A 22638-nucleotide genomic window follows, 5' to 3' on the forward strand; every position below is an offset into this window, starting at 1 on the left:
AAGTTGAAGTTAAACCGGCAACCAGCAAAGTGGTTGCCGGTTTTTTATTTTTTTTAGAGGAGAAACGACAGTCTGTTATGAGAGATATGCATAGGGAGGGAGAATTTCGGAATTCTAATAAAAAAGAAGTTAAGGAGCTGATTTAATTTGAAGAAAGTATGCTTACTTGTCTTTTTGCTGATTGTCTCGTACTCAGGAAAATCTGTTCATGCAGAAGTATCAGGAGAGATCAGGCATGAAATCTTTACAAATTTGCAGGGCGCTTATCAGGCTCAGCTAAGAGTTGCGTCTTCCCCTAATAATCAAGATGCTGCTCGTGAGCTGAAGTTGTTTTTGGATGATGAGTATGCATCGGTGTTTTTTAATGAGGCTCTGCTACAAAAAGCTCAAGGGTATGTCGGAGAGGGACCTGAATATTTAATACACTATATTCCTTTCTTTTCTTTCGATGAACAGACGAAGGTAGCTCTTCATTCCGACCAAAATAAAGCTTATGTCTATCAATTTTTTCCGGCTGTACATAATGAACGGGTAGAATACCAAGATCATTATGAAATGATCACTTTAGTAAAAAAACAGGGTAGATGGAAAGGGCAAAAGTTTATATATAGTAAATAACACTCAAAATAGCCGGGGAAAGCTTATTTTGAGTGTTTCTGTTACCTGATGTTAAGAAGCTTCTCAAGCGCTTGAAGGTCGAATCCTCTGATGATTTCCTGGTCAATACGAATGGTCGGAGTGGAATAAGACTCTAACTCAGTAGTCATTCGTTTTCGAGCAGAAGTATCTTTAGATACGTCAAATTCTTTATAGGAAACGTGGTGATGCTGTAAAAACTGTTTAACAATTTCGCAAGGTGGGCAAGCTGGTTGTGTGTATAACTCTATAGATCTCAATGAAAGCACCTCCCTATATCAAAATGAATGATGTTAAAGTAGAATGAAGTTTGTATGATACATAGTATATCGCTATGTTATTATAATAAAAAACGACATGTATCGCTATAATAAGGCATTTTCTTACGAAAAATCACGTAAAGTACTTGTGTTTTTTTAGTATGTGGCATATAGTGAAATGGTGTCTTTTAAGTATTAGTTTAGATAAAGCGTTTATTTGAATTGATATTGTAGAAAAGTCGAATGCGTAATGATGTAATAGGTGAAAGGAGAGATTATATGTCACAATTACAAGGTATTTTAACTCGTCTTGTGAATCTCCGTGAGCAAGCAAGTGGAAGTGAAGCGCCACAACGCTTCTTCGAAGTAGAGGGAAAAAGAATTTGCAGCGTGAAATATCATGCAAAAACTGAAACATACGAACTTGAAGTATATCAAGATGGTGAAAAGCCAGCCGTTTATCAATTTGATAACGTTGATATGATTGCAATTGAAATTTTTGAACTTATTCATTAAGGGATAAAGCAAAACGAATGCCGCAAAGGATTTTATACTTTGCGGTATTTTTTTGTTACTGCGTATGGAGTTTTTGCGGTGGCTTCTGCCCTATTTTCACGAGAAATATCGACAAAGTGATAGCAGATTTTCTGAGAAATGGAAGGAACGAGTCGAATGCTGTAAAAAAACTAAAATAAAAAATTCAGATAATTATGAACTTTCGTTGACACTTGTTTTAAAAAAATCTAGACTTAACATATAAGGGAGAACATCGAGTGCGTCTGCTGCTATTCCCTCTTAAAGGTTCGCATTTACGTAAGCAAGCTATTTTCATTTTGTAGCTTGTTCTTTTTCTCTTTACACACGTGGAAGTTATGAGAAATGGAAGGAGAATGTATAAATGATTGATATTGATCACAATCAGTTAAATCAAATTGAACTTCGAGATTTGCTTGTCACTTCTGATAAAGTTGCTCATGTTCAAGTGGGAAATAATTTAGAACATGCTTTGCTTGTGTTAACAAAGACTGGCTATACGTCCATTCCCGTATTAAATCCAAGGTTTCAGCTGCAGGGGTTCGTGAGCATGACGCTTATTTTAGATTCGATTTTAGGATTAAAGCGCATTGAATTTGAACGATTAGAAACCATGAAAGTAGAAGAAGTTATGAATCAAAATGTTCCTCGTGTCTCCATGAAAAAATCCGTACTGAAAGTCATAAATGCCATGGTTAACCATCCTTTTTTGTGCGTAGAGAATGAAGATGGCATTTTTGAAGGGATTTTAACACGAAGAAATTTGTTAAAGTCATTAAGAAGGCAGTCCATTATTCTCCCGAAGGAGTCATTTCAATAATTTTTTTAAGAAATCGTGTTTCAGCCTATCTTTCTCCGTTTTTTTCTTATATGATAAAGGTAAAATGAAAGTAAAAAGAGGCTTGAAAGGAATAACTGAATGCAATTAATAGAATGTCGAATGCTCGTTGTATTAGCTCAAGAATTAAATATGAGAAAAGCTGCAGAGAGATTATTTGTATCGCAACCAGCTTTATCACAGAGGCTGCAAACCATTGAAAAAGCATGGGATACACAAATCTTCATTCGTTCGCAAAAAGGACTGTCATTAACGCCTGCTGGAGAAAAGATTGTTCAATTTGCAAAAGAAGTGGTAGAAAAAGAAGATCGGGTTCGCGAGGACTTGCATCATTTAGATAATGAAGTATATGGTACACTCAAATTAGCGGTGGCTTCGATTATTGGACAGCACTGGCTGCCGGCGGTGTTAAAACGCTATATGGATCGTTACCCACATGCTAAAATCTCTCTTGTAACCGGCTGGAGCAGTGAAATGCTTCGCTACCTGTACGAAGATGAGGTACATATTGGAATCATACGTGGAAACCCGGATTGGAAAGGTGTCAAAGAACATTTGTTTACAGATCCTCTTTACCTAGTTGATTCAGAAATTGAAAGGGCAGCGGAAGTAGTAAATACTCATCGACCATTTATTCAATTTAAAAGTGACTCGACGTATTATCAAGAAATTTTAGAATGGTGGCATCGAGAGTTTCATACTACACCGAAGCGTACGATTGTAGTGGATCAGATTGAGACGTGTAAGCAAATGGCTTTAAATGGTCTTGGCTTCGCTATTTTACCATCGATTGCTATTAAAGAAGCTGGAAACCATATTCACCGGACGCCGCTTCTAAAAGCAAATGGAGAGCCAATTACGCGAGACACTTCTTTAGTTGGATATGAATCAGCTTTTAAACTGAAGCAAGTTCGAGCATTCGTTGATATTGTACGTGAATATGTAAGAGAAACGGTCTAAAGCGAGCCCAGATGCTCGCTTTTTTTATTTGCAATCGTTATCTTTTTATTAAAACGATAATGATGCTTGTCATTGTGAAAGCATTTTGTTACATTAAATGAGACATTGCTTACTTAGGAGGAATACATAATGAAAATGATGGATGCTAATGAGATTATCTCATTTATTCAAAACAGCACAAAATCAACACCGGTAAAAGTTTACGTAAAAGGTGAAGTAGAAGGAATTGACTTTGGTTCATCTTCTAAAACATTCGTAACGGGCAACACAGGTGTGGTATTCGGTGAATGGAAAGAAATCAAAGCTGCTATTGAAGCAAACGAAGGAAAAATTGAAGACTACGTAATTGAAAACGATCGCCGCAACTCTGCGATTCCTTTATTAGATATGAAAGGAATTAAAGCTCGTATTGAGCCAGGCGCTATTATTCGCGATCAAGTTGAAATCGGCGACAACGCTGTTATTATGATGGGTGCATCTATTAACATCGGCTCTGTGATCGGTGAAGGAACAATGATCGACATGAATGTAGTACTCGGTGGTCGTGCAACAGTAGGTAAAAACTGTCACATCGGCGCAGGTTCTGTATTAGCTGGTGTTATTGAGCCACCTTCTGCAAAACCAGTTGTAGTAGAAGATGATGTAGTAATCGGTGCTAATGCTGTTGTTCTTGAAGGTGTAACAGTAGGTAAAGGTGCCGTAGTTGCTGCAGGTGCAATTGTAGTAGAAGATGTAGCTCCTTACACAGTAGTAGCAGGTACGCCGGCTCGCGTTATTAAAGAAATTGACGAAAAAACAAAGTCTAAAACAGAAATCAAGCAAGAATTGCGTCAATTAAACGAAGAATAAGAAAGACGATCAGTTTGCGCTTTTTCTTTGCTGAATTAATAGGTTTTAGCGATTCAGATACTGAATCCTTAAACGTGTCATATGGACAAGAAGAAAGCGTGGGCAACCACGCTTTCTTCTTTATTTCGTGAGGAGGACATACACATGGCTGAAAATGAATATGTGAAAATAAGAAGAGAGCTACATAAAATTCCTGAATTAGGGTTTCAAGAGGTAAAAACACAGCGTTTTTTGCTTGATTATATTAACACTCTTCCGCAAGAGCGCTTAGAAGTAAAGACGTGGAAAACAGGGCTCTTTGTTAAAGTACATGGTACAAACCCAACTAAAACAATAGGTTACCGAGCAGATATTGATGGTCTTCCTATCACGGAAGAAACAAATTATTCTTTTCAATCACAGCATGAAGGACTCATGCATGCCTGTGGACATGATATGCATATGGCCATTGGGCTAGGAGTACTGACTTACTTTGCTCAGCATGAAATCAAAGATAATTTACTGTTCATCTTTCAACCTGCAGAAGAAGGTCCAGGCGGAGCGCAGCCAATGCTCCAAAGCGACATCATGAAAGAATGGCTTCCAGATTTCATCTTCGCCCTTCACGTAGCACCTGAATATCCGGTTGGGTCGATTGCGCTGAAGGAAGGGTTACTATTTGCTAACACGTCTGAGTTATTTATTGATTTAAAAGGAAAAGGCGGGCATGCTGCTTATCCGCATACAACAAATGATATGGTGGTTGCTGCATGTCAGCTCGTTTCACAGCTTCAAACTATTGTTGCTCGCAACGTTGATCCGCTAGACAGCGCTGTAATTACAGTAGGAAAAATTCAAGGGGGGACGGTTCAAAATATTATTGCGGAGCGAGCTCGAATAGAAGGAACCATTCGTACGCTATCTCCTGAATCAATGACGCGTGTTAAAGAGCGAATTGAAGCGATTATTAAAGGAGTAGAAGTAGGGTATCAGTGTGAAACAGCCATTGATTATGGTTGTATGTATCATCAAGTATATAATCACCATGAAGTCACGCGAGAGTTTATGGAGTTTGCTAAAGTGCAAACGGACGTGGATGTTATTGAGTGCAAAGAAGCAATGACAGGAGAAGATTTTGGCTATATGCTAAAAGATATTCCTGGATTTATGTTTTGGCTTGGCGTTCAGTCTGAATATGGGCTTCATCATGCAAAGCTGCAGCCTCATGAAGGAGCAATAGATATCGCGATTTCACTTATTACAAAATATTTTGAACATAAAGGCAATCAATAAATCGTATAATCATTTTTCCTTATGGCTAAATTAATAGCATGAGGAGGTGGGCAACGATGGCACGAATTGGTGTAGAATACGGTTTAACAGATGTACAGGCTGCACTTCAGCAGCTCGGACATGAAGTGGTACAATTACGCAACGAAAGTGATGCACAAGGGTGCGATTGCTGTGTTGTAACAGGACAGGATTCAAACGTAATGGGGATTTCTGATGCAGTAACGCAAGGCTCAGTTATTACAGCTAGCGGATTAACGGCAGAAGAAATTTGTCAGCAAGTAGGCAACAAGGTACAAGGATAAAAGAAAGCCGAAGGGATAAATCCTTCGGCTATTTTTTATGCATGCTGAGGCTGCTTGGCATCTTCAGCATGCTTTTTATCAATATTTACTTGATGAGGGAATGGAATATCAATACCGTTTGCGTCAAACGCCTCTTTAAACTCTTTGCGAAGCTGACGTTCAACACCCCACTGTTCACCGTTTTTAGCTTTGCCAACTACACGAAGCACAACATCGGATGCGCCAAGACCTTGAACTCCTATCACGCTTGGTCCTTCTACAATGTTTTCGTTTGTCGCAGCAACGCGCTCGCATACTTTTTCTAGTACGGAAATAGCTTTGTCAATATCATCATCATACGAAATGCCAATATCAATCAACGCGCGCATATTGCCTCGGGAATGATTGCTTAAGCTTGTAATTTCACGGTTAGGCACATAGTGAAGAGTTCCATCAAATCCGCGAATTTGAGTAGTACGAAGACCTACTGATTCGACAATTCCTGAAAAACTTCCGGTTGTGACATAGTCGTCTACATCAAGCTGTTTTTCAAGAAGCAAAAAGAAACCTGTTACAACGTCACTAACAAGTCCTTGAGCACCGAACCCGATTGCTAGACCCACAACTCCGGCACCAGCTAATAGAGCTGTAGCATGGATATTTACTGCTTCAAGAAGCATGACGACAAAAATAAAAATAAGTACATATGAAAACACATTAACGGTTAAACTTTTGAGTGTGAGCATACGTCCGCGCGTAGCATTTTCGCGCTCACTCATTTTTTCAAAGGAACGTTCAATAACTTTTTTACCAATTGCTCGTACAAGTAAAAATACAATAGTAATGGCAATAAGTTTTAACACAATAACTCCAGCATTGGTAAGAAGTTGTTCCCAGTTTATGTCTTGCATCTTAAACATTATTTGTTCATCCTTCCTATGTTCTGTTTCAATATTGTAAGTGGGAATTTATTCTGTGGAAAAGATTTTGTAAGAGTATGAGCACATTTGTTTATTCCCGATATTAGACATGCTAAACTGAGAAGGTAAATAAATGCAACCCTTTTATAGCATTTATTTGCTAAAGTCAGGGTTTAATTTGCCCTAAAGGCGGGCATAACAACTATGTTACCATTATAAGGTGTTGTTTAAATTAATTCTTAATTAATATTGACTAAAAAAACAATATCTATTATAATGAAAACCGTTATAACAGTACATAAGTGAGAATGTTTTATACATTTTCTCATTTAATAATTATTTGGAGGGATCATGTATGCCAGAACGTATGGTAGGTAAACAAGCTCCACGCTTTGAAATGGAAGCTGTATTATCAAACAAAGAATTCGGTAAAGTTAGCTTAGAAGAAAATATTAAAAATGACAAATGGACAGTATTATTCTTCTATCCAATGGACTTTACATTTGTATGTCCAACAGAAATCACTGCACTTTCTGATCGTTTTGATGAGTTTGAAGATCTTGACGCAGAAGTAATCGGTGTTTCTACAGACACAATCCATACACACTTAGCTTGGATCAACACTGATCGTAAAGATAATGGTTTAGGTGATCTTAAATATCCATTAGCAGCTGATACAAATCACGTTGTTTCTCGTGAGTACGGCGTTTTAATTGAAGAAGAAGGTGTAGCACTTCGCGGTTTATTCATCATCAGCCCAGAAGGCGAATTACAATATTCAGTTGTAAACCACAACAATATTGGCCGTGACGTTGATGAAACTTTACGTGTTCTTCAAGCGTTACAAACTGGCGGACTTTGCCCAGCTAACTGGAAACCAGGTCAAGCTACTTTAAACGCGTAAGCACAACGTTTAAAAGGTCTAACGTCCACGTTAGGCCTTTTTTTCATCGGATAATAGAGAACATATAGTCAATAATAGTAAAAATAAGGGAGGCTTTTATTCATGAAATTACGTCAGCCAATGCCTGAGTTAACGGGCGCTACAGAATGGTTAAACGGAGAGGTAACAAAAGAGCAGCTAATCGGCGAAAAGCCAACGCTTATTCATTTTTGGTCAGTAAGCTGTCATTTATGTAAAGAAGCAATGCCTCAAGTAAATGAATTTCGCGACCAATACAAAGATCAATTAAACGTAGTAGCAGTTCATATGCCACGCTCTGAAGATGATTTAGACTTAACAAAAATTAAAGAAGTAGCAGCAGAACATGACATTACGCAGCCAATCTTTGTAGACAGTGAACATAAATTAACGGATGCATTTGAAAATCAATATGTACCGGCATATTACGTATTTGATAAAACAGGTCAGCTACGCCACTTCCAAGCTGGCGGAAGCGGTATGAAAATGCTTGAAAAGCGCGTGAATCGTGTATTAGGCGAGAACGAATAAATACAGGCAGTTGTAACAGGTGAAAAGCATTCGATGCTTAGTAGAACTTGCATCGAATGTTTTTCTTTTTTGTGTGTAGGAAGTAACTGATAAAGGAAATATAAAAATGTGGATTTTTTCTTGTGAGTTTACACCATACTAACACTAACAACATGATACGAAACTTACTATTGGAGGTAATTTACATATGAAATTAGGTATGATTGGCTTAGGGAAAATGGGAGCAAATTTAGTATTAAATTTACTAGATCATAACCATTCTGTGGTAGCATTCGATGTTAATAACGAAGCAGTACAGAAAGTATCAGAAAAGGGAGCAGAAGGCGCTTCTTCCATTAAAGAATTAGTGAGCAAATTAGAAAAACCACGCATTGCTTGGGTAATGGTTCCGGCTGGAGAGCTTACAGAAAAAGTAATTTCCGAGCTCCAAGAACTACTTGAAGAAGGAGATATGATTATCGAAGGTGGTAATTCCAAGTATAAAGATTCTGTACGACGTGCTGCAGCTTCTGCTGAAAAAGGAATTCACTACTTTGATGTTGGAACAAGCGGCGGAATGGAAGGTGCTCGAAACGGCGCTTGTATGATGATTGGCGGAGATAAAGAAGCATTTGCTACAATCGAACCTATTTTCCGCGACATCAACGTAGAAAACGGCTATCTCTATTCAGGTGCAGCAGGAAGTGGTCACTTCTTGAAAATGGTTCATAACGGAATTGAGTACGGCATGATGCAAGCAATTGCTGAAGGTTTTGATGTGTTAGAGAAAAGTGAATTTGACTATGACTATGAAGCCGTAGCCCGCGTATGGAATAATGGCTCTGTTATTCGCTCATGGTTAATCGAATTAATGGAACGTGCATTTTCAAAAGATGCAAAACTTGACAGTATTCGAGGAGTCATGCATTCTTCTGGTGAAGGAAAATGGACGGTTGAATCAGCTTTAGATTTACAAGTGCCAACGCCAGTTATTGCTCTATCGTTAATGATGCGCTATCGCTCACTTGAAGATGATACGTTTACAGGTAAAGTAGTTGCCGCTCTTCGCAATGAGTTCGGCGGACATGCAGTGGAAAAACAATAAAAAAGATCAGCGATGAGCTGATCTTTTTTTATGACTATTTACCTTTTTTTGATAAAAATTATAAAAATTATGGTAATTTATTTCGGGAACCGATATATTTAAATATGTGTGGCACATTCTAGCTAAGGGAAAGGACGGGGTATATGGGAACGTTTAAAAAACTAAAAGATTTTTATTTGCCGTACCGAATGTACTTTTTTTATTCTGCTATTTGTTTGTTGTTTGTAACCTCAATCACTGTGATTTACCCTATTGTGTTGCAATATACGATTGATCATATTGTGTTAGGAAAACAATATCAGCTAGTCGATAATGTAGCATTTATTTTTATTGGACTGATGATTGTCAAAGGAATCTTTACATATATTCAGCAATATTACGGCGACTTATTTGGAATTAAGTCCGTGTATACTCTTCGCAATAAACTTTACCGCAAACTTCAGTATTTACCGTTTTCATACTATGACAATGCTAAAACAGGGGACTTGATGTCCAGGTTGACAGCTGATGTAGAAGGATTCCGTTTTTTTCTATCTTTTGGCTTCTCAGAATTAATTCGCTTCATTATTTTACTTACTGCCAGCTTTTCCGTTATGTTCTATTACTCTATTTCACTCACTCTTGTCACAATCTGCTTGCTGCCTTTTTTAGGGGTAGCCGTTTATCGTTTTGATAAACGCGTTCATCCAGCGTTTCGCTTAATTCGCCAATCGTTTGGGGAACTTAATACAAATGTTCAAGAAAGTATAAGCGGCATACAGACGGTCAAATCATTATCAAGAGAAAAATTTCAAACCTCTAAATTTAACGACTCCAATGGAGTTTATAAAAATCGAAACATTGAAACAGCGAATGTGTGGGCGACTTATTTCCCCTTAATGGAGTTTATAGGAAACTTATCTATTGTTGGTCTCCTTGCGTACGGAGGAGCGCTTGTTATGAACGGCAGCGTACGCCCGGGAGAGCTTGTTGCTTTCTTTAGCTTAACCTCTTATTTGATGTGGCCTATTATGAATCTAGGGTTTGTTATCAATATGTTTTCACAGTCTAAAGCTTCAGGTGAAAGGCTGCTAGAAATTTTAGAAGAAAAAGAAAAAGTCCATGAGCATTCCGGAAGTTTCTCTATTAATGGAACAGTCGAGTTTCAACATGTTAGCTTAGCCTATCCAAACGAAGAAAAAAAATCGCTTGAGAACATATCATTTTCTGCTTCTAAAGGGAAAGTAGTAGGTTTAATTGGAGCAACTGGAGCCGGCAAAACAAGCTTAACACAGCTGCTCACGAGGTTTTACGAACCGACTTCAGGACAGATCTTAGTTAACCATCGTCCGATTAAAGAGTATCCACTCTCTGTTCTTCGGAAAGAAATTGGTTTCGTACTTCAAGAAACATTTTTATTCTCAAGCAGTATAGGGACCAATATCTCCTATGGCGTTCCAGGTATTTCTAGAGAAGACATTGTTGATGCTGCAAAACGGGCACAGGCGCATGACTTTATTATGGAACTTCCAGATAGATATGATACGATGCTGGGAGAGAGAGGACTGGGGTTATCAGGTGGACAAAAGCAGCGCATTGCTATTGCACGAGCGCTTATCTTAAACCCTAGCATCTTAGTATTAGATGATGCCACGAGTGCTGTTGATATGAAAACAGAAAGAGAAATTCAATTGGCTTTAAAAGAAGTGATGAAAAATCGTACTACGTTTATTATCGCACACCGCCTTTCTTCTTTGCGACATGCCGATGAAATCTTGGTCTTACACGAAGGTCGAATAAAAGAGAGAGGAAGCCATGAAACACTCATTCAAAAGCAAGGGATTTATAAAAACATTTATGACATTCAATATGAAAGCAATACGTCGGTGATGAACGTATAACAAGGGAGGAATAGAATGGAAGCCGAAAAATATAAAGTTGTTCGAGAGCGCTTTTATTATCAAACAGATCAAATCATTGATAAGATGTTTAACTGGAAGCAAATGGCCCGCTTGTTTCGTTATCTTCATCCATATCGAAAAAACTTGCTTCCTTTCTCGTTTTTTATGGTCATTATCACTACGGTAATTAGACTTGCTATTCCTATTTTGATAGGTGTATATACGCTTGATCATGCTGTGAAAGACAAGAATAGCACGCTGCTCATGCAGTTAGTTTTCATGATCTTTAGCTTGTATGTACTATCGTATATTGCGAATGTCTTTCGAATTAAATGGATGAACCAACTCGGGCAGCACGTTATATATGATTTAAGAAAACATTTATTTACGCATGTTCAAGGGCTGTCGCACCGTTTTTTCGATACACGTTCAGGAGGCTCTATTCTTGTAAGGATTATGAATGATATTAACTCTCTTCAAGATTTATTTACCAATGGGGTGGTTAACCTATTTATGGACCTCTTATTGTTAGTTGGGATTGTGGTTATATTATTTTCTCTCAGTCCTACTTTGACATGTGCTGTTTTAGTTATTTTACCGATTATGTTCTTGATTTCTACAAAGTTGAGAAGAAGAATTCGTCGATCATGGCAAGTTGTTCGTATGAAACAGTCAGTATTAAATTCACATTTAAATGAGAGTATTCAAGGCATTCGTGTCACTCAATCATTTGCTCAAGAACAAGAAAATATGCTGTTTTTTGAGCGTATAAACAGTGAAAATTACGAGAGTTGGAGGCAAGCTACTCGAAAAAATGCCATGTTTCGACCATTTGTAGAACTTACAAATGCTGTTGGAACGGCTATTTTAATTTGGTTCGGTGCTGTACTTATTCAAGATGAACGGCTAACAATTGGTATTTTTGTATCATTTGCTTTTTATCTTGGGATGTTTTGGGAACCGATTTCTCGTTTAGGGCAAGTATACAATCAATTATTAATGGGAATGGCTTCATCCGAGCGTATCTTTGAATTTTTAGATGAAAAACCTCTTGTCGCGGATTTAGAAACCGCTACGTCTTTAGAGGATATGAAGGGAAAAGTTGAGTTCAAGCACGTCTCATTTTCTTATGATGGGAAGCGGAAAGCTCTAAACAACGTATCAATTGAAATAAAAGAAGGACAGACGGTTGCTTTAGTGGGGCATACTGGATCTGGAAAAACATCCATTGCTAATTTAATCACGCGTTTTTATGATGTGAACGAAGGGCAAATCTTAATTGATAATATGCCTATTCAAGATATTACTTTAGCGAGTTTACGAGCGCAAATTAGTATTGTGCTGCAAGAAACATTTATTTTTTCAGGAACCATTATGGAAAACATTCGGTTTGGAAAGCCGGATGCTGCTGATGATGAAGTGATCAAGGCGGCAGAAGCGGTAGGGGCTGCAGATTTTATAAAGCGTCTGAAAAAAGGCTATGATACGGAAGTAGAAGAGCGGGGAAACGTCTTATCCGTGGGAGAGCGTCAATTGATTTCATTTGCTCGAACGCTGTTGGCTGATCCTCGTATTATCATTTTAGATGAAGCGACAGCAAGCATCGATACAGAAACAGAAGTGAAGATTCAACAGGCGCTTAAAACGCTGTTAAAAAACAGAACTGCCATCATGATTGCTCATCGGTTATCTACCATACGAGAAGCAGATAACATCATTGTATTAGATCACGGAAGCATTATTGAAACAGGTAATCACATGGAACTAATGCAGCAAAAAGGCGTATATTATTACCTTGTTCAAACCCATGCTACAGCTTAAAAAACAGAGAGAGTTGATCTTTCTGTTTTTCTGTGAGAAATAGTAAAGAGGTATAAGCGTCGTTAACGGGAAAATGAGGTTGATACAAAAGAATTGTGGTAAAATAACGGTAGTTCAGATTTTTTCCTGTACATAATGGAGGAATTCAAATGAAAAAAGAATTTGCAGTCATCGGATTAGGTAGATTTGGAGGAAGTATTTGTAAAACATTAAGCGATCAAGGAATGGAAGTTCTGGCGATTGATATTGATGAAGAAAAGGTAAATGAGTATGCTAACGTTGCTTCCCACGCAGTAGTAGGCGATTCAATGGACGAAGGGGTTCTAAAAAGTTTAGGAATTCGTAATTTTGATCATGTTATCGTAGCTATTGGTGACAATATTCAGGCAAGTATTTTGACGACCCTTATTCTAAAAGAGTTGGGCGTTGAAAAAATAACGGTAAAAGCGCAAAATGATTATCATGCCAAAGTACTATCAAAAATTGGAGCTAATTTTATCGTGCATCCCGAACGAGATATGGGACGAAGAATTGCCAATAACATGATTTCAAACAGCGTGCTAGATTATTTAGAGCTATCTGAAGAACACAGCATTGTAGAGTTAGTAGCGAGTAAAAGAATGGCTGGCAATACGTTAATTGAGTTAGACATTCGTGCGAAATATGGCATTAACATTGTAGCCATTAAGCGTGATCGAGATATCATCGTTTCTCCGCAAGCGTCAGAAACGATTCGAGAAGGGGACGTGTTGATTGTTATTGGAGCAGATGCAGATATCAACCGCTTCGAAAATAAATTTGCCAGTGCTTAATAAAAGAAAGAGCGGATGCGATCGCATCCGCTCTATTTCTTTTATTAAACCTCCATAATGATCGGTAAAATCATTGGACGGCGCTTTGTTTTTTCGTAAAGGAATGGAGCCAATGTGTCTGTGATTTCATTCTTAATCTCAGACCATTGTGACGTACGACGTTCCATTACTTTGTTCAAGTGTTTTGTAATAAGGGATTGTGCATCATTAATTAAGTCGCCAGATTCGCGCATATAAACAAAACCACGAGAGATAATGTCTGGACCAGCAGCGATCTTGAAGTCTTTCATATTGATGCTTACAACCACAATAACAAGACCTTCTTCAGATAAAATGCGGCGGTCACGAAGTACGATATTTCCAATGTCACCAATTCCGCTTCCGTCAATATATACAGAGCCTGAAGGGATTTTTCCAGCTACTGAAGCTTCGCTGTCGCTTAAAGCTAGCACCTCTCCATTATCCATAATGAAGCAGTTTTCTTCAGGAACTCCACAATCTGTTGCAAGTTTGATGTGCATCTTCTGCATGCGATACTCACCGTGAATTGGCATAAAGTATTTTGGTTTCATCAAACGAAGCATTAATTTTTGCTCTTCCTGTCCACCGTGTCCAGAAGTGTGGATATCGTTTAGAGCACCGTGAATAACCTCTGCTCCTGCACGGAATAGCATATCAATTGTTTTGCTAACACTTACTGTATTTCCTGGAATAGGTGAAGATGAGAATACAACCGTATCTCCAGGGATAATTTGAATTTGGCGGTGAGTACCGTTTGCAATTCTAGATAGCGCTGCCATCGGTTCACCTTGGCTGCCTGTACATAAAATAGTCACGCGATTAGCTGGAATTCGGTTAATTTGAGAAGGCTCAATGAACGTATCTTTTGGACATGAGATATATCCAAGCTGTTGGCCAATCTCAATAGCTGCTTCCATACTGCGTCCGAATACAGCAACTTTACGGTTATGCAATACGGCTGCTTCCACTACTTGCTGTAAGCGATGAATATTTGAAGCAAACGTTGCAAAAATAATACGGCCGTCTACTTTACGGAAAATGTCATGAATGCTGTCACCTACGCGGCGCTCAGACATCGTAAAGTTAGGAATTTCACTGTTTGTACTGTCTGAAAGCAAGCATAGAACGCCTTCTTTACCAATTTCAGCCATTTTCGTTAAGTTCGCCGGTTCGCCCACTGGTGTAAAATCAAACTTGAAATCTCCTGTATGTACGATTTGTCCGTTTGGTGTTTTTACCACAATTCCGTAAGAATCAGGAATACTGTGAGTTGTGCGGAAGAACGTTACCGATGTTTTGCGGAACTTAATTACGTCATCTTCGGTAATTTCATGAAGCTGAGCTGTGCGAAGCAACCCGTGCTCGTCTAATTTGTTGCGAAGAAGCCCAAGGGCTAATTTCCCTGCATAAATAGGAATGTTTAATTCTCTTAATAAGTAAGGAATTCCGCCGATGTGATCTTCATGACCATGTGTAACGAAAAGGCCACGGATTTTATCTGCATTTTTTACTAAATAACTGTAGTCAGGAATAACGTAGTCAATTCCTAAAAGCTCATCTTCAGGGAATTTAATTCCTGCATCAATAAGGATAATTTCATCTTGAAACTGTACGGCATACGTATTTTTACCGATTTCGCCTAGTCCACCCAGGGCGAAAACTGCCGTTTGATTATTTTTTACAAATTTCATTTTCATCATATCTCCAATACTTTAAAATCTTCATGCTGTTGTTCGTACTCTAAATAGTCTCCTGTCACTGCTTGAACAAACTCAATATTAATTGAACGCGCTTTTAACTTTTGACGAACGTCACGCTCAGAATCTGCGTTCACATAGACTGTTTTTGTATTTTCACGTACAGCTACTTCACTCATTTTTTCTTGAAAATAAACTTTAAAAATCATAACAAAAATCTCTCCTTAATTCCGAAATTCAAATAACTTATTTTATTATATTATAAAATGTGTATGTATTTCATGTATTTTCTAAAGAAACTTGCTTTCACTACATTTTAGTCATCTAAATATAACAAGTCAATTAATTATAGAATAATATTAATAGGAAACGGATACAAGACTATATTTTCCGGGCGTATAAAAAATAGGGCTATTCCATTGTACGATGCAGACACACACTCTGCAAATTTTACAACAGAAAGCCCTGAAAAAATCGATTATGCCATCGTTTTTTTACGCAATAATTCATTCCAGCGTTTTAGCAGCCTTTTTCGAAAATCTTTTAACATGATTTTTTAGCTCCTTTGTTTTTTTTGCAATACCTGCCTGTCTCTCTCTGTACTTTTATTATATGATGAAAAGGGAGAGGTTTCTCGTGGTTAAATATGGAAAAATGTAAATAGGAACGTCCATTTATAGAGAAACCAGAGCTTGTTTGATATAATCGGAAAGGCTTAACAAAGAGATAAAAAATTATAAAAAATAAGGTGATAAACGTGGAACGAAAGATTATTTTTTTTGATATTGATGGAACGTTATTGGATCATGATAAAAAACTGCCTGCTTCTACAAAAAAAGCTGTACAGCTGCTAAAAGAGCAGGGGCATGAAGTGGCAATTGCAACTGGAAGAGCTCCTTTTATGTTTAAAGATCTGCGTGAAGAGTTGGATATTCAAACATATATTAGCTTTAATGGTCAGTACATTGTCTTAAATGGAGAAGTTCTTTACAAAAATCCGTTAAATAAAGAAGAGCTTCAACACTTAACGGCTTTTGCTGTTGAGCATGATCACCCTGTTGTGTACATGGATCATGAAGATATGAAATCAAACATCGAGTTTCATGACTATATCGAATCCAGCATCAGTACGCTGAAAATTGGATTTACCCACCCTCACCACGATCCTACTTATTTCGAAGGGCGTGAAATTTATCAATCCCTCTTGTTCTGTACAGCGGGAGAAGAAGCTCCTTATGAAGAAAAATTTAAGAAATTTGACTTTATTCGCTGGCATGAATTTTCAACTGATGTTCTGCCAAAAGGTGGATCAAAAGCGCGAGGAATTGAGACAATGATTGAAAAGCTCGGTTTTGACAAAAAAGATGTATATGCATTTGGAGACGGCTTAAACGATATTGAAATGCTGGAATTTGTGGGAAATGGCGTAGCGATGGGAAATGCGGAAGAAGTCGTGAAAGAAGTTGCTGATCTTGTTACAAAAGATGTAGCAGAAGATGGTATTCTCCACGGATTGGAGCTAGTAGGATTATTAAAGTAAGAAAAAACGCGAGCAGCAGCTCGCGTTTTTTAGCGTTCATATGGAAAAGCATTTTCAGGTTCTTGAAATGGATTTTCTTTATTAATGTAATCATAAAACATAATTCCGTCTAAATGATCAATTTCGTGCTGGAATACGACAGCAGGAAGGCCTTTCAAACGAATTTTCACTTCTTCGCCTTCAAGTGTTGTGCCTTTTACTGTGATACGTGCATACCGAGGAACAAATCCTGGGATATCTTGATCGACAGACAAGCAGCCTTCACCACCTGTAAGGTATGTCTTTTCTACTGAGTGGCTAATGATCTTAGGATTAAATAATGCATAGCTGTATAGCTTGCCTTTTTCATCCGTAACGTGTACCCCAATCATTCGTTTTGATACATTAATTTGAGGAGCGGCAAGCCCGATACCAGATCGCAGCCCATATTTAGCAGCAATTTCAGGATCTTGGCTGTTTTTTACATATTCTAATAAGCTATGTAAAATCTTTTTGTCTTCTTCAGAAGCAGGTAACGGTACTTCTTTTGCTACTTCTCGCAGCGTTGGGTGTCCGTCTTGAATAATATCGTTCATTGTAATCAACTTTCACATCTCCCTAGGCTATTTTATAGGTATAAAGTGTATCAAATCCGTATAAAAAAGTCATTACCTCGACCTTGACCACATAAATGTTTCTTCTAATTATATGTATCACGCCTATGGAAAAACCTGCATAAGAAAAAATAAAAGCGACCGTTAGCCGCTTTTATTGTATAATTACCAGCCGCCACAGCTGCAGCCGATAATAACTAATAAAATGAACAGTACGATTAATAAAACAAAGCCTTTATTAGAACTGCCGCAGCCATATCCACCGTAACCCCACATAATATAACCTCCCGTAGTTATCAATCCCAAGGTAAAAAGTAATAAACTCCCTTTTTTTCACGATTGGGTTAGTATAATATATTAAAAGGTGGAAAAAGGGTGTAGAGAAATTGCTAATTTCCTACAAAAATTGTATAATGGCCCATGGATAAGGGAGGATTTACCAGATATGAAATGCGTCGGAAGATATATAATTATCGGCATTGCTGCTATGTCACTAGCAGGCTGTGCAGAAGGCTCATCGCCTGAACTTGAGGTATATAATGGATTAGAAAAAGTGGTAGCACAAGAAAAGCAATTTGCCGATCAGCAAAAACCGTTAGCTGATTTAGAACAGCAAGAAAATGCGATATACGACCAAATTATTCAGCTAGGGATTAAAGATAAAAAGAAAATAAAAAATAAAGCACAAAAAGCGCAGCAGTTATTAGATGAGCGTGAAAGTAAATTACAAAAAGAAGAAAAAAGCATCAGCGCTTCGCAAAAACAATTTGAAGCGACAGAACCTAAGATTCAAAAACTAGAGGACGGCAAAGCAAAAGACGAGGCGCTTGAACTATCTGCGTTAATGAAGAAGCGTTATAAGGCCTACCAGTCCTTACATGATGCCTATCTTCATTCCATTGAATTAGATCGTCAGCTATATACGCTCTTTGAAAAAGAAAATGTGAAATTAGAGAATCTTGAAACACAAATCGCTTCGATTAATGCTACCTATAAAGAAGTTGAAAAGAAAAAAGAAACGTTTAACACATTAACAGCTGACTACAACAAAGCCAAAGAAGATTTTTATAACAAAACAAAGTTAAAGGTGAAAAATAGTGAGGATAAATAAGAAGGCCTGTGAATTTTACAGGTCTTTTTTTTGCTGAAAAGGAATGTTTTCTGAAATGAAGAAAGGATTTCGACATGATTCAAGTAAAAATTGCAAAAGGTTATTGTTTTAAAAAATCGTTTATTTGTGGCAAGATAGGAGATATGCAGACGTAAAAAAAGAGAAGGTTATTATAAAACATATAATACAGTTTGTATCTGTGTAATAGTACAGCATGTCTTTTTTATGTGTTTTATTTCACAAACTAAAAAAGCGTAATTTCTTGATGTAAATGCATTGACGAACTGTTTTAGTGTATTGTAAACTAGTTAGCGTAGTAAGTGTTGTATTAATCATTTTTGCAAAATAATTAATACAGTTTAACGAAACGCTCGTTTCGCTTAAACTTTCCTTTTACGTAAATGTTTGCACAGAATTCGCTGGGGAATACATAGAAATGTTAAGGATTAGCGAATTCAAAAAGCTACTCGACAAAATATGACTTTTACTTGTCCATTTGGGACATTCTAAAAGCGTGTATGTTTGTTTGATTAGTAAAATGAATTTATACGGCTTAAATGAAAGGAAGAGGTGACTTAGATGGCTGCTAAAACTAAAAAGGCTATTATTGATGTATCAAAGCAACTTGATAAAATCGCTGAGCAGTACCAAACGTTCCAAATTCTTAATGAAGAGGGCGAAGTAGTAAATAAATCAGCGATGCCAGATTTATCTGACGAAAAATTAAAAGAGTTAATGACTCGCATGGTATACACTCGTATTCTTGATCAACGTTCAATTTCATTGAACCGTCAAGGTCGTTTAGGTTTCTATGCACCAACTGCTGGGCAAGAAGCTTCTCAAATCGCTTCACATTTCGCATTAGAAAAAGAAGATTTCATTTTACCTGGGTACCGTGATGTGCCTCAGTTAATTTGGCATGGTCTTCCATTATATCAAGCATTCTTATTCTCTCGTGGTCATTTCCACGGTAACCAAGCGCCAGAAGGTGTAGATGTACTTTCTCCACAAATCATCATCGGTGCACAAATCGTGCAAACTGCTGGTGTGGCACTAGGTCTTAAAAAGCGCGGTAAAAAAGCAGTAGCTATCACTTATACAGGTGACGGCGGAGCTTCACAAGGTGACTTCTACGAAGGTATGAACTTCGCAGGTGCATTCAAAGCTCCAGCAATCTTTGTTGTACAAAACAACCGCTTTGCAATTTCAACACCAGTTGAAAAGCAATCTGCAGCACGTACAATCGCTCAAAAAGCAGCGGCTGTTGGTATCCCAGGCGTTCAAGTAGACGGTATGGATGCACTAGCAGTATACGTTGCAGTAAGCGAAGCTCGTGAGCGTGCAGTAAACGGTGAAGGTCCAACTTTAGTTGAAACATTAACTTACCGTTATGGTCCACATACAATGGCTGGTGACGATCCAACTCGTTATCGTACAGCTGAGCTTGACACTGAGTGGGAAAAGAAAGATCCACTTGTTCGCTTCCGTAAATTCTTAGAAGCTAAAGGCATCTGGAATGAAGAAGAAGAAAACAAAGTAATCGAGCAAGCTAAAGAAGATATCAAACAAGCTATTAAGAAGGCTGACGATTATCCGAAGCAAAAAGTTACAGATTTAATGGAAATCATGTACGAAACTATGCCTTCAAACTTACAAGAGCAATATGAAATCTACAAAGAGAAGGAGTCGAAGTAAGCCATGGCGCAAATGACAATGATTCAAGCGATTACTGATGCGTTACGCACAGAAATGAAAAACGACGAAAACGTATTAGTTTTTGGTGAAGACGTTGGCGTAAACGGTGGAGTATTCCGTGCGACTGAAGGTCTTCAACAAGAGTTCGGCGAAGATCGCGTATTCGATACGCCATTAGCTGAATCTGGTATCGGTGGTCTTGCTGTGGGTCTATCGACTCAAGGTTTCCGTCCGGTTCCTGAAATTCAATTCTTTGGTTTCGTATACGAAGTACTTGATTCTGTATCAGGTCAAGCTGCACGTATGCGCTACCGTTCTGGCGGTCGCTGGAATGCACCAATCACATTCCGTTCACCATTCGGTGGAGGCGTTCATACACCAGAACTTCACGCTGATAGCTTAGAAGGTATCGTAGCATCTCAACCTGGTTTAAAAGTTGTAATTCCTTCAACTCCATACGATGCAAAAGGTCTTTTAATTTCATCAATCCGTGATAACGATCCGGTTGTATACTTAGAGCACATGAAGCTTTACCGTTCATTCCGTCAAGAAGTACCTGAAGAATCATACACAATTGATTTAGGTACTGCTGATGTGAAACGTGAAGGTACAGACGTAACGCTTATCGCTTACGGTGCAATGGTACACTCATCATTAAAAGCAGCTGAAGAACTAGAAAAAGAAGGTATCTCTGCTGAAGTAGTGGACTTACGTACAGTTCAACCTTTAGATATCGATACAATTCTTGCATCAGTTGAAAAAACTGGTCGCGTAGTAGTAGTTCAAGAAGCTCAAAAACAAGCTGGTATCGCAGCTAACGTTGTAGCTGAAATTAACGATCGTGCAATCCTAAGCTTAGAAGCACCAGTATTACGTGTAACAGCACCGGATACTGTGTTCCCATTCTCTCAAGCTGAGGGCGTATGGTTACCAGACCACAAAGATATCGTTGAAACAGCTAAAAAAGTACTTGAATTTTAATTAGCATTTTACTGTGACAGAAATCAGCTTTTTGCTGATTTCTGTCTTAGATAAAATAAACACTAACAAATTGAACGCAACTAACTAGGAGGGTGAAGACACGTGGCATTTGAATTTAAACTGCCGGATATCGGTGAAGGTATCCACGAAGGTGAAATTGTAAAATGGTTCGTAAAAGCTGGAGATGAAATTGATGAGGATGATGTACTAGCAGAAGTACAAAATGACAAAGCTGTTGTTGAAATCCCATCTCCTGTAAAAGGTAAAGTATTAGAAGTGAAAGTTGACGAAGGTACAGTAGCTACTGTAGGACAAGTTATCGTTACTTTTGATGCTCCTGGATACGAAGACTTAAAATTCAAAGGTGACGATCATGATGATGCACCAGCAGAAGAAGCTAAAGAAGAAGCTTCAACTGAAGAAGTGACTGAAGAAGCAACAGCTCCTGCAGCACAAGCTGATGTTGATCCTAACCGTAAAGTAATTGCTATGCCTTCAGTGCGCAAATATGCTCGTGAAAAAGGTGTAGACATTAAAGCTGTTCCTGGTTCAGGTAAAAACGGACGTATTGTCAAAGATGATATCGATGGCTTCTTATCTGGTGGTTCTACAGCAACTGCTGAAGCTCCAGCTAAAGAGGAAACTGCTTCAGCTGAGCCAAAAGCAGCAGCAGCACAGGCTATTCCTGAAGGCGACCTACCAGAAACTCGCGAGAAAATGAGCGGTATCCGTCGTGCAATCGCAAAAGCTATGGTTAACTCTAAGCACACTGCTCCACACGTAACATTAATGGATGAAATCGATGTAACAGCTCTTGTTGCTCATCGTAAAAAATTCAAAACAGTTGCAGCAGATCAAGGTATTAAATTAACATTCTTACCTTACGTGGTAAAAGCGTTAACTTCAGCACTTAAGAAGTTCCCAGCTCTTAACACTTCAATTGATGATTCTACAGATGAAGTAATTCAAAAACATTACTACAACATCGGTATCGCTGCTGACACTGAAAAAGGTCTGTTAGTACCAGTTGTGAAAAATGCTGATCGTAAATCTGTGTTCGAAATTTCTGATCAAATTAACGACCTTGCTGGAAAAGCACGTGATGGTAAATTAGCTCCTGCTGAAATGAAAGGCGCTTCTTGTACAATCACAAATATCGGTTCTGCTGGTGGACAATGGTTTACTCCTGTTATCAACCACCCAGAAGTTGCAATTCTAGGTATCGGACGTATCGCTGAAAAACCAGTTGTACGCGACGGTGAAATTGTAATTGCTCCAGTATTAGCATTATCACTAAGCTTTGACCACCGTATTATCGATGGCGCAACAGCTCAAAACGCTCTTAACCAAATCAAGCGTTTATTAAATGATCCAGAATTATTATTAATGGAGGCGTAATA

At 38.1% G+C, this 22638-nt stretch carries 24 protein-coding genes; 18 read left to right on the plus strand and 6 right to left on the minus strand.

What is annotated here, in order from left to right; translation table 11 throughout:
• Positions 1-147: 147 nt before the first annotated feature.
• On the plus strand, positions 148-618 hold the full coding sequence (locus M3225_RS15985; RefSeq protein WP_251395296.1) for a DUF3993 domain-containing protein: 471 nt from the start codon (positions 148-150) through the stop codon (positions 616-618).
• A gap of 41 nt (positions 619-659) precedes the next feature.
• On the opposite strand, the gene M3225_RS15990 is transcribed toward M3225_RS15985, so the two are convergent.
• Entirely contained in the window at positions 660-896 is a 237-nt protein-coding gene (locus tag M3225_RS15990) for a glutaredoxin domain-containing protein (protein ID WP_251395298.1), read from the minus strand.
• A gap of 279 nt (positions 897-1175) precedes the next feature.
• Here M3225_RS15990 and M3225_RS15995 point away from each other — a divergent pair, with 279 nt between their 5' ends.
• From M3225_RS15995 to M3225_RS16020, 6 genes are all read left to right on the plus strand, one after another.
• Positions 1176-1412 (plus strand): YkuJ family protein, encoded by a 237-nt coding sequence (locus M3225_RS15995; RefSeq protein WP_013056035.1) that lies wholly within the window; start codon positions 1176-1178, stop codon positions 1410-1412.
• Positions 1413-1794: 382 nt separating this feature from the next.
• The gene (gene cbpB / locus M3225_RS16000; RefSeq protein ID WP_251395300.1) at positions 1795-2250 is read left to right on the plus strand and encodes a cyclic-di-AMP-binding protein CbpB; all 456 of its coding nucleotides are present in this window, start codon (positions 1795-1797) and stop codon (positions 2248-2250) included.
• Positions 2251-2349: 99 nt separating this feature from the next.
• Positions 2350-3228 carry a LysR family transcriptional regulator gene (locus M3225_RS16005; protein ID WP_251395302.1) on the plus strand — a complete coding sequence of 293 codons (879 nt, stop codon included), beginning with the start codon at positions 2350-2352 and terminating at the stop codon, positions 3226-3228.
• 129 nt (positions 3229-3357) lie between these two features.
• Positions 3358-4077 (plus strand): 2,3,4,5-tetrahydropyridine-2,6-dicarboxylate N-acetyltransferase, encoded by a 720-nt coding sequence (gene dapD, locus M3225_RS16010; protein ID WP_013082280.1) that lies wholly within the window; start codon positions 3358-3360, stop codon positions 4075-4077.
• Positions 4078-4221: 144 nt separating this feature from the next.
• Entirely contained in the window at positions 4222-5349 is a 1128-nt protein-coding gene (locus tag M3225_RS16015; protein ID WP_251395304.1) for an N-acetyldiaminopimelate deacetylase, read from the plus strand.
• A gap of 56 nt (positions 5350-5405) precedes the next feature.
• Complete coding sequence (locus M3225_RS16020) at positions 5406-5651, plus strand: YkuS family protein (RefSeq protein ID WP_013056040.1); 246 nt, start codon at positions 5406-5408, stop codon at positions 5649-5651.
• 35 nt (positions 5652-5686) lie between these two features.
• Here M3225_RS16020 and M3225_RS16025 read toward each other — a convergent pair whose 3' ends face one another.
• On the minus strand, positions 5687-6550 hold the full coding sequence (locus M3225_RS16025) for a mechanosensitive ion channel family protein (RefSeq protein ID WP_251395306.1): 864 nt from the start codon (positions 6548-6550) through the stop codon (positions 5687-5689).
• Between the two features lie 355 nt (positions 6551-6905).
• Between M3225_RS16025 and M3225_RS16030 the strand changes: the two genes are divergently transcribed.
• The 6 genes from M3225_RS16030 to M3225_RS16055 all read left to right on the plus strand — a co-directional run bounded on the left by M3225_RS16030 (position 6906) and on the right by M3225_RS16055 (position 13600).
• Positions 6906-7454 (plus strand): peroxiredoxin, encoded by a 549-nt coding sequence (locus M3225_RS16030; RefSeq protein WP_251395308.1) that lies wholly within the window; start codon positions 6906-6908, stop codon positions 7452-7454.
• A gap of 102 nt (positions 7455-7556) precedes the next feature.
• Positions 7557-8003, plus strand: a complete 447-nt coding sequence (locus tag M3225_RS16035) for a TlpA family protein disulfide reductase (RefSeq protein ID WP_045292727.1) — start codon at positions 7557-7559, stop codon at positions 8001-8003.
• Between the two features lie 187 nt (positions 8004-8190).
• Entirely contained in the window at positions 8191-9087 is an 897-nt protein-coding gene (gene gnd / locus M3225_RS16040) for a phosphogluconate dehydrogenase (NAD(+)-dependent, decarboxylating) (protein ID WP_057238651.1), read from the plus strand.
• Between the two features lie 143 nt (positions 9088-9230).
• Positions 9231-10967, plus strand: a complete 1737-nt coding sequence (locus tag M3225_RS16045; RefSeq protein ID WP_251395310.1) for an ABC transporter ATP-binding protein — start codon at positions 9231-9233, stop codon at positions 10965-10967.
• A 15-nt stretch (positions 10968-10982) separates the two neighbouring features.
• Positions 10983-12788, plus strand: coding sequence for an ABC transporter ATP-binding protein (locus tag M3225_RS16050; protein ID WP_251395312.1), 1806 nt, complete (start codon positions 10983-10985; stop codon positions 12786-12788).
• 149 nt (positions 12789-12937) lie between these two features.
• Positions 12938-13600: a potassium channel family protein gene (locus M3225_RS16055; RefSeq protein ID WP_251395315.1), complete on the plus strand. Its 663-nt coding sequence runs from the start codon at positions 12938-12940 to the stop codon at positions 13598-13600.
• Positions 13601-13644: 44 nt separating this feature from the next.
• Here M3225_RS16055 and rnjA read toward each other — a convergent pair whose 3' ends face one another.
• Together rnjA and M3225_RS16065 are read right to left on the minus strand one after the other, a co-directional pair.
• Positions 13645-15312: a ribonuclease J1 gene (gene rnjA, locus M3225_RS16060; protein WP_013056048.1), complete on the minus strand. Its 1668-nt coding sequence runs from the start codon at positions 15310-15312 to the stop codon at positions 13645-13647.
• A 5-nt stretch (positions 15313-15317) separates the two neighbouring features.
• On the minus strand, positions 15318-15527 hold the full coding sequence (locus M3225_RS16065; RefSeq protein WP_013082289.1) for a DNA-dependent RNA polymerase subunit epsilon: 210 nt from the start codon (positions 15525-15527) through the stop codon (positions 15318-15320).
• 548 nt (positions 15528-16075) lie between these two features.
• On the opposite strand from M3225_RS16065, the gene M3225_RS16070 reads away from it, so the two are divergent.
• A complete protein-coding gene (locus M3225_RS16070) occupies positions 16076-16858 on the plus strand; it encodes a Cof-type HAD-IIB family hydrolase (RefSeq protein WP_251395317.1) in 783 nt (260 codons plus the stop codon).
• 29 nt (positions 16859-16887) lie between these two features.
• Here M3225_RS16070 and def read toward each other — a convergent pair whose 3' ends face one another.
• A complete protein-coding gene (def, locus tag M3225_RS16075; protein WP_013056051.1) occupies positions 16888-17442 on the minus strand; it encodes a peptide deformylase in 555 nt (184 codons plus the stop codon).
• 174 nt (positions 17443-17616) lie between these two features.
• Positions 17617-17727 carry a YjcZ family sporulation protein gene (locus M3225_RS16080; protein ID WP_251395319.1) on the minus strand — a complete coding sequence of 37 codons (111 nt, stop codon included), beginning with the start codon at positions 17725-17727 and terminating at the stop codon, positions 17617-17619.
• Positions 17728-17896: 169 nt separating this feature from the next.
• Here M3225_RS16080 and M3225_RS16085 point away from each other — a divergent pair, with 169 nt between their 5' ends.
• From M3225_RS16085 to M3225_RS16100, 4 genes are all read left to right on the plus strand, one after another.
• A complete protein-coding gene (locus tag M3225_RS16085) occupies positions 17897-18562 on the plus strand; it encodes a YkyA family protein (protein WP_251395320.1) in 666 nt (221 codons plus the stop codon).
• 579 nt (positions 18563-19141) lie between these two features.
• On the plus strand, positions 19142-20257 hold the full coding sequence (gene pdhA, locus M3225_RS16090) for a pyruvate dehydrogenase (acetyl-transferring) E1 component subunit alpha (protein WP_251395322.1): 1116 nt from the start codon (positions 19142-19144) through the stop codon (positions 20255-20257).
• A gap of 3 nt (positions 20258-20260) precedes the next feature.
• The gene (locus tag M3225_RS16095) at positions 20261-21238 is read left to right on the plus strand and encodes an alpha-ketoacid dehydrogenase subunit beta (protein ID WP_013056055.1); all 978 of its coding nucleotides are present in this window, start codon (positions 20261-20263) and stop codon (positions 21236-21238) included.
• Positions 21239-21340: 102 nt separating this feature from the next.
• Positions 21341-22636, plus strand: a complete 1296-nt coding sequence (locus M3225_RS16100; protein WP_237074674.1) for a dihydrolipoamide acetyltransferase family protein — start codon at positions 21341-21343, stop codon at positions 22634-22636.
• Positions 22637-22638 lie beyond the last annotated feature (2 nt).

It is taken from the genome of Priestia aryabhattai (genome assembly GCF_023715685.1).
GTDB lineage: Bacteria > Bacillota > Bacilli > Bacillales > Bacillaceae_H > Priestia > Priestia aryabhattai_B.

Excerpts from the sequence above, each read along its gene's own strand:
- M3225_RS15995 (WP_013056035.1), top strand. The coding sequence starts at position 1,176 with ATGTCACAATTACAAGGTATTTTAACTCGTCTTGTGAATCTCCGTGAG.
- cbpB (WP_251395300.1), top strand. The coding sequence starts at position 1,795 with ATGATTGATATTGATCACAATCAGTTAAATCAAATTGAACTTCGAGAT.
- M3225_RS16005 (WP_251395302.1), top strand. The coding sequence starts at position 2,350 with ATGCAATTAATAGAATGTCGAATGCTCGTTGTATTAGCTCAAGAATTA.
- dapD (WP_013082280.1), top strand. The coding sequence starts at position 3,358 with ATGAAAATGATGGATGCTAATGAGATTATCTCATTTATTCAAAACAGC.
- M3225_RS16015 (WP_251395304.1), top strand. The coding sequence starts at position 4,222 with ATGGCTGAAAATGAATATGTGAAAATAAGAAGAGAGCTACATAAAATT.
- M3225_RS16020 (WP_013056040.1), top strand. The coding sequence starts at position 5,406 with ATGGCACGAATTGGTGTAGAATACGGTTTAACAGATGTACAGGCTGCA.
- M3225_RS16025 (WP_251395306.1), bottom strand. The coding sequence starts at position 6,550 with ATGTTTAAGATGCAAGACATAAACTGGGAACAACTTCTTACCAATGCT.
- M3225_RS16030 (WP_251395308.1), top strand. The coding sequence starts at position 6,906 with ATGCCAGAACGTATGGTAGGTAAACAAGCTCCACGCTTTGAAATGGAA.
- M3225_RS16035 (WP_045292727.1), top strand. The coding sequence starts at position 7,557 with ATGAAATTACGTCAGCCAATGCCTGAGTTAACGGGCGCTACAGAATGG.
- gnd (WP_057238651.1), top strand. The coding sequence starts at position 8,191 with ATGAAATTAGGTATGATTGGCTTAGGGAAAATGGGAGCAAATTTAGTA.
- M3225_RS16045 (WP_251395310.1), top strand. The coding sequence starts at position 9,231 with ATGGGAACGTTTAAAAAACTAAAAGATTTTTATTTGCCGTACCGAATG.
- M3225_RS16050 (WP_251395312.1), top strand. The coding sequence starts at position 10,983 with ATGGAAGCCGAAAAATATAAAGTTGTTCGAGAGCGCTTTTATTATCAA.
- M3225_RS16055 (WP_251395315.1), top strand. The coding sequence starts at position 12,938 with ATGAAAAAAGAATTTGCAGTCATCGGATTAGGTAGATTTGGAGGAAGT.
- rnjA (WP_013056048.1), bottom strand. The coding sequence starts at position 15,312 with ATGAAATTTGTAAAAAATAATCAAACGGCAGTTTTCGCCCTGGGTGGA.
- M3225_RS16065 (WP_013082289.1), bottom strand. The coding sequence starts at position 15,527 with ATGATTTTTAAAGTTTATTTTCAAGAAAAAATGAGTGAAGTAGCTGTA.
- M3225_RS16080 (WP_251395319.1), bottom strand. The coding sequence starts at position 17,727 with ATGTGGGGTTACGGTGGATATGGCTGCGGCAGTTCTAATAAAGGCTTT.
- M3225_RS16085 (WP_251395320.1), top strand. The coding sequence starts at position 17,897 with ATGAAATGCGTCGGAAGATATATAATTATCGGCATTGCTGCTATGTCA.
- pdhA (WP_251395322.1), top strand. The coding sequence starts at position 19,142 with ATGGCTGCTAAAACTAAAAAGGCTATTATTGATGTATCAAAGCAACTT.
- M3225_RS16095 (WP_013056055.1), top strand. The coding sequence starts at position 20,261 with ATGGCGCAAATGACAATGATTCAAGCGATTACTGATGCGTTACGCACA.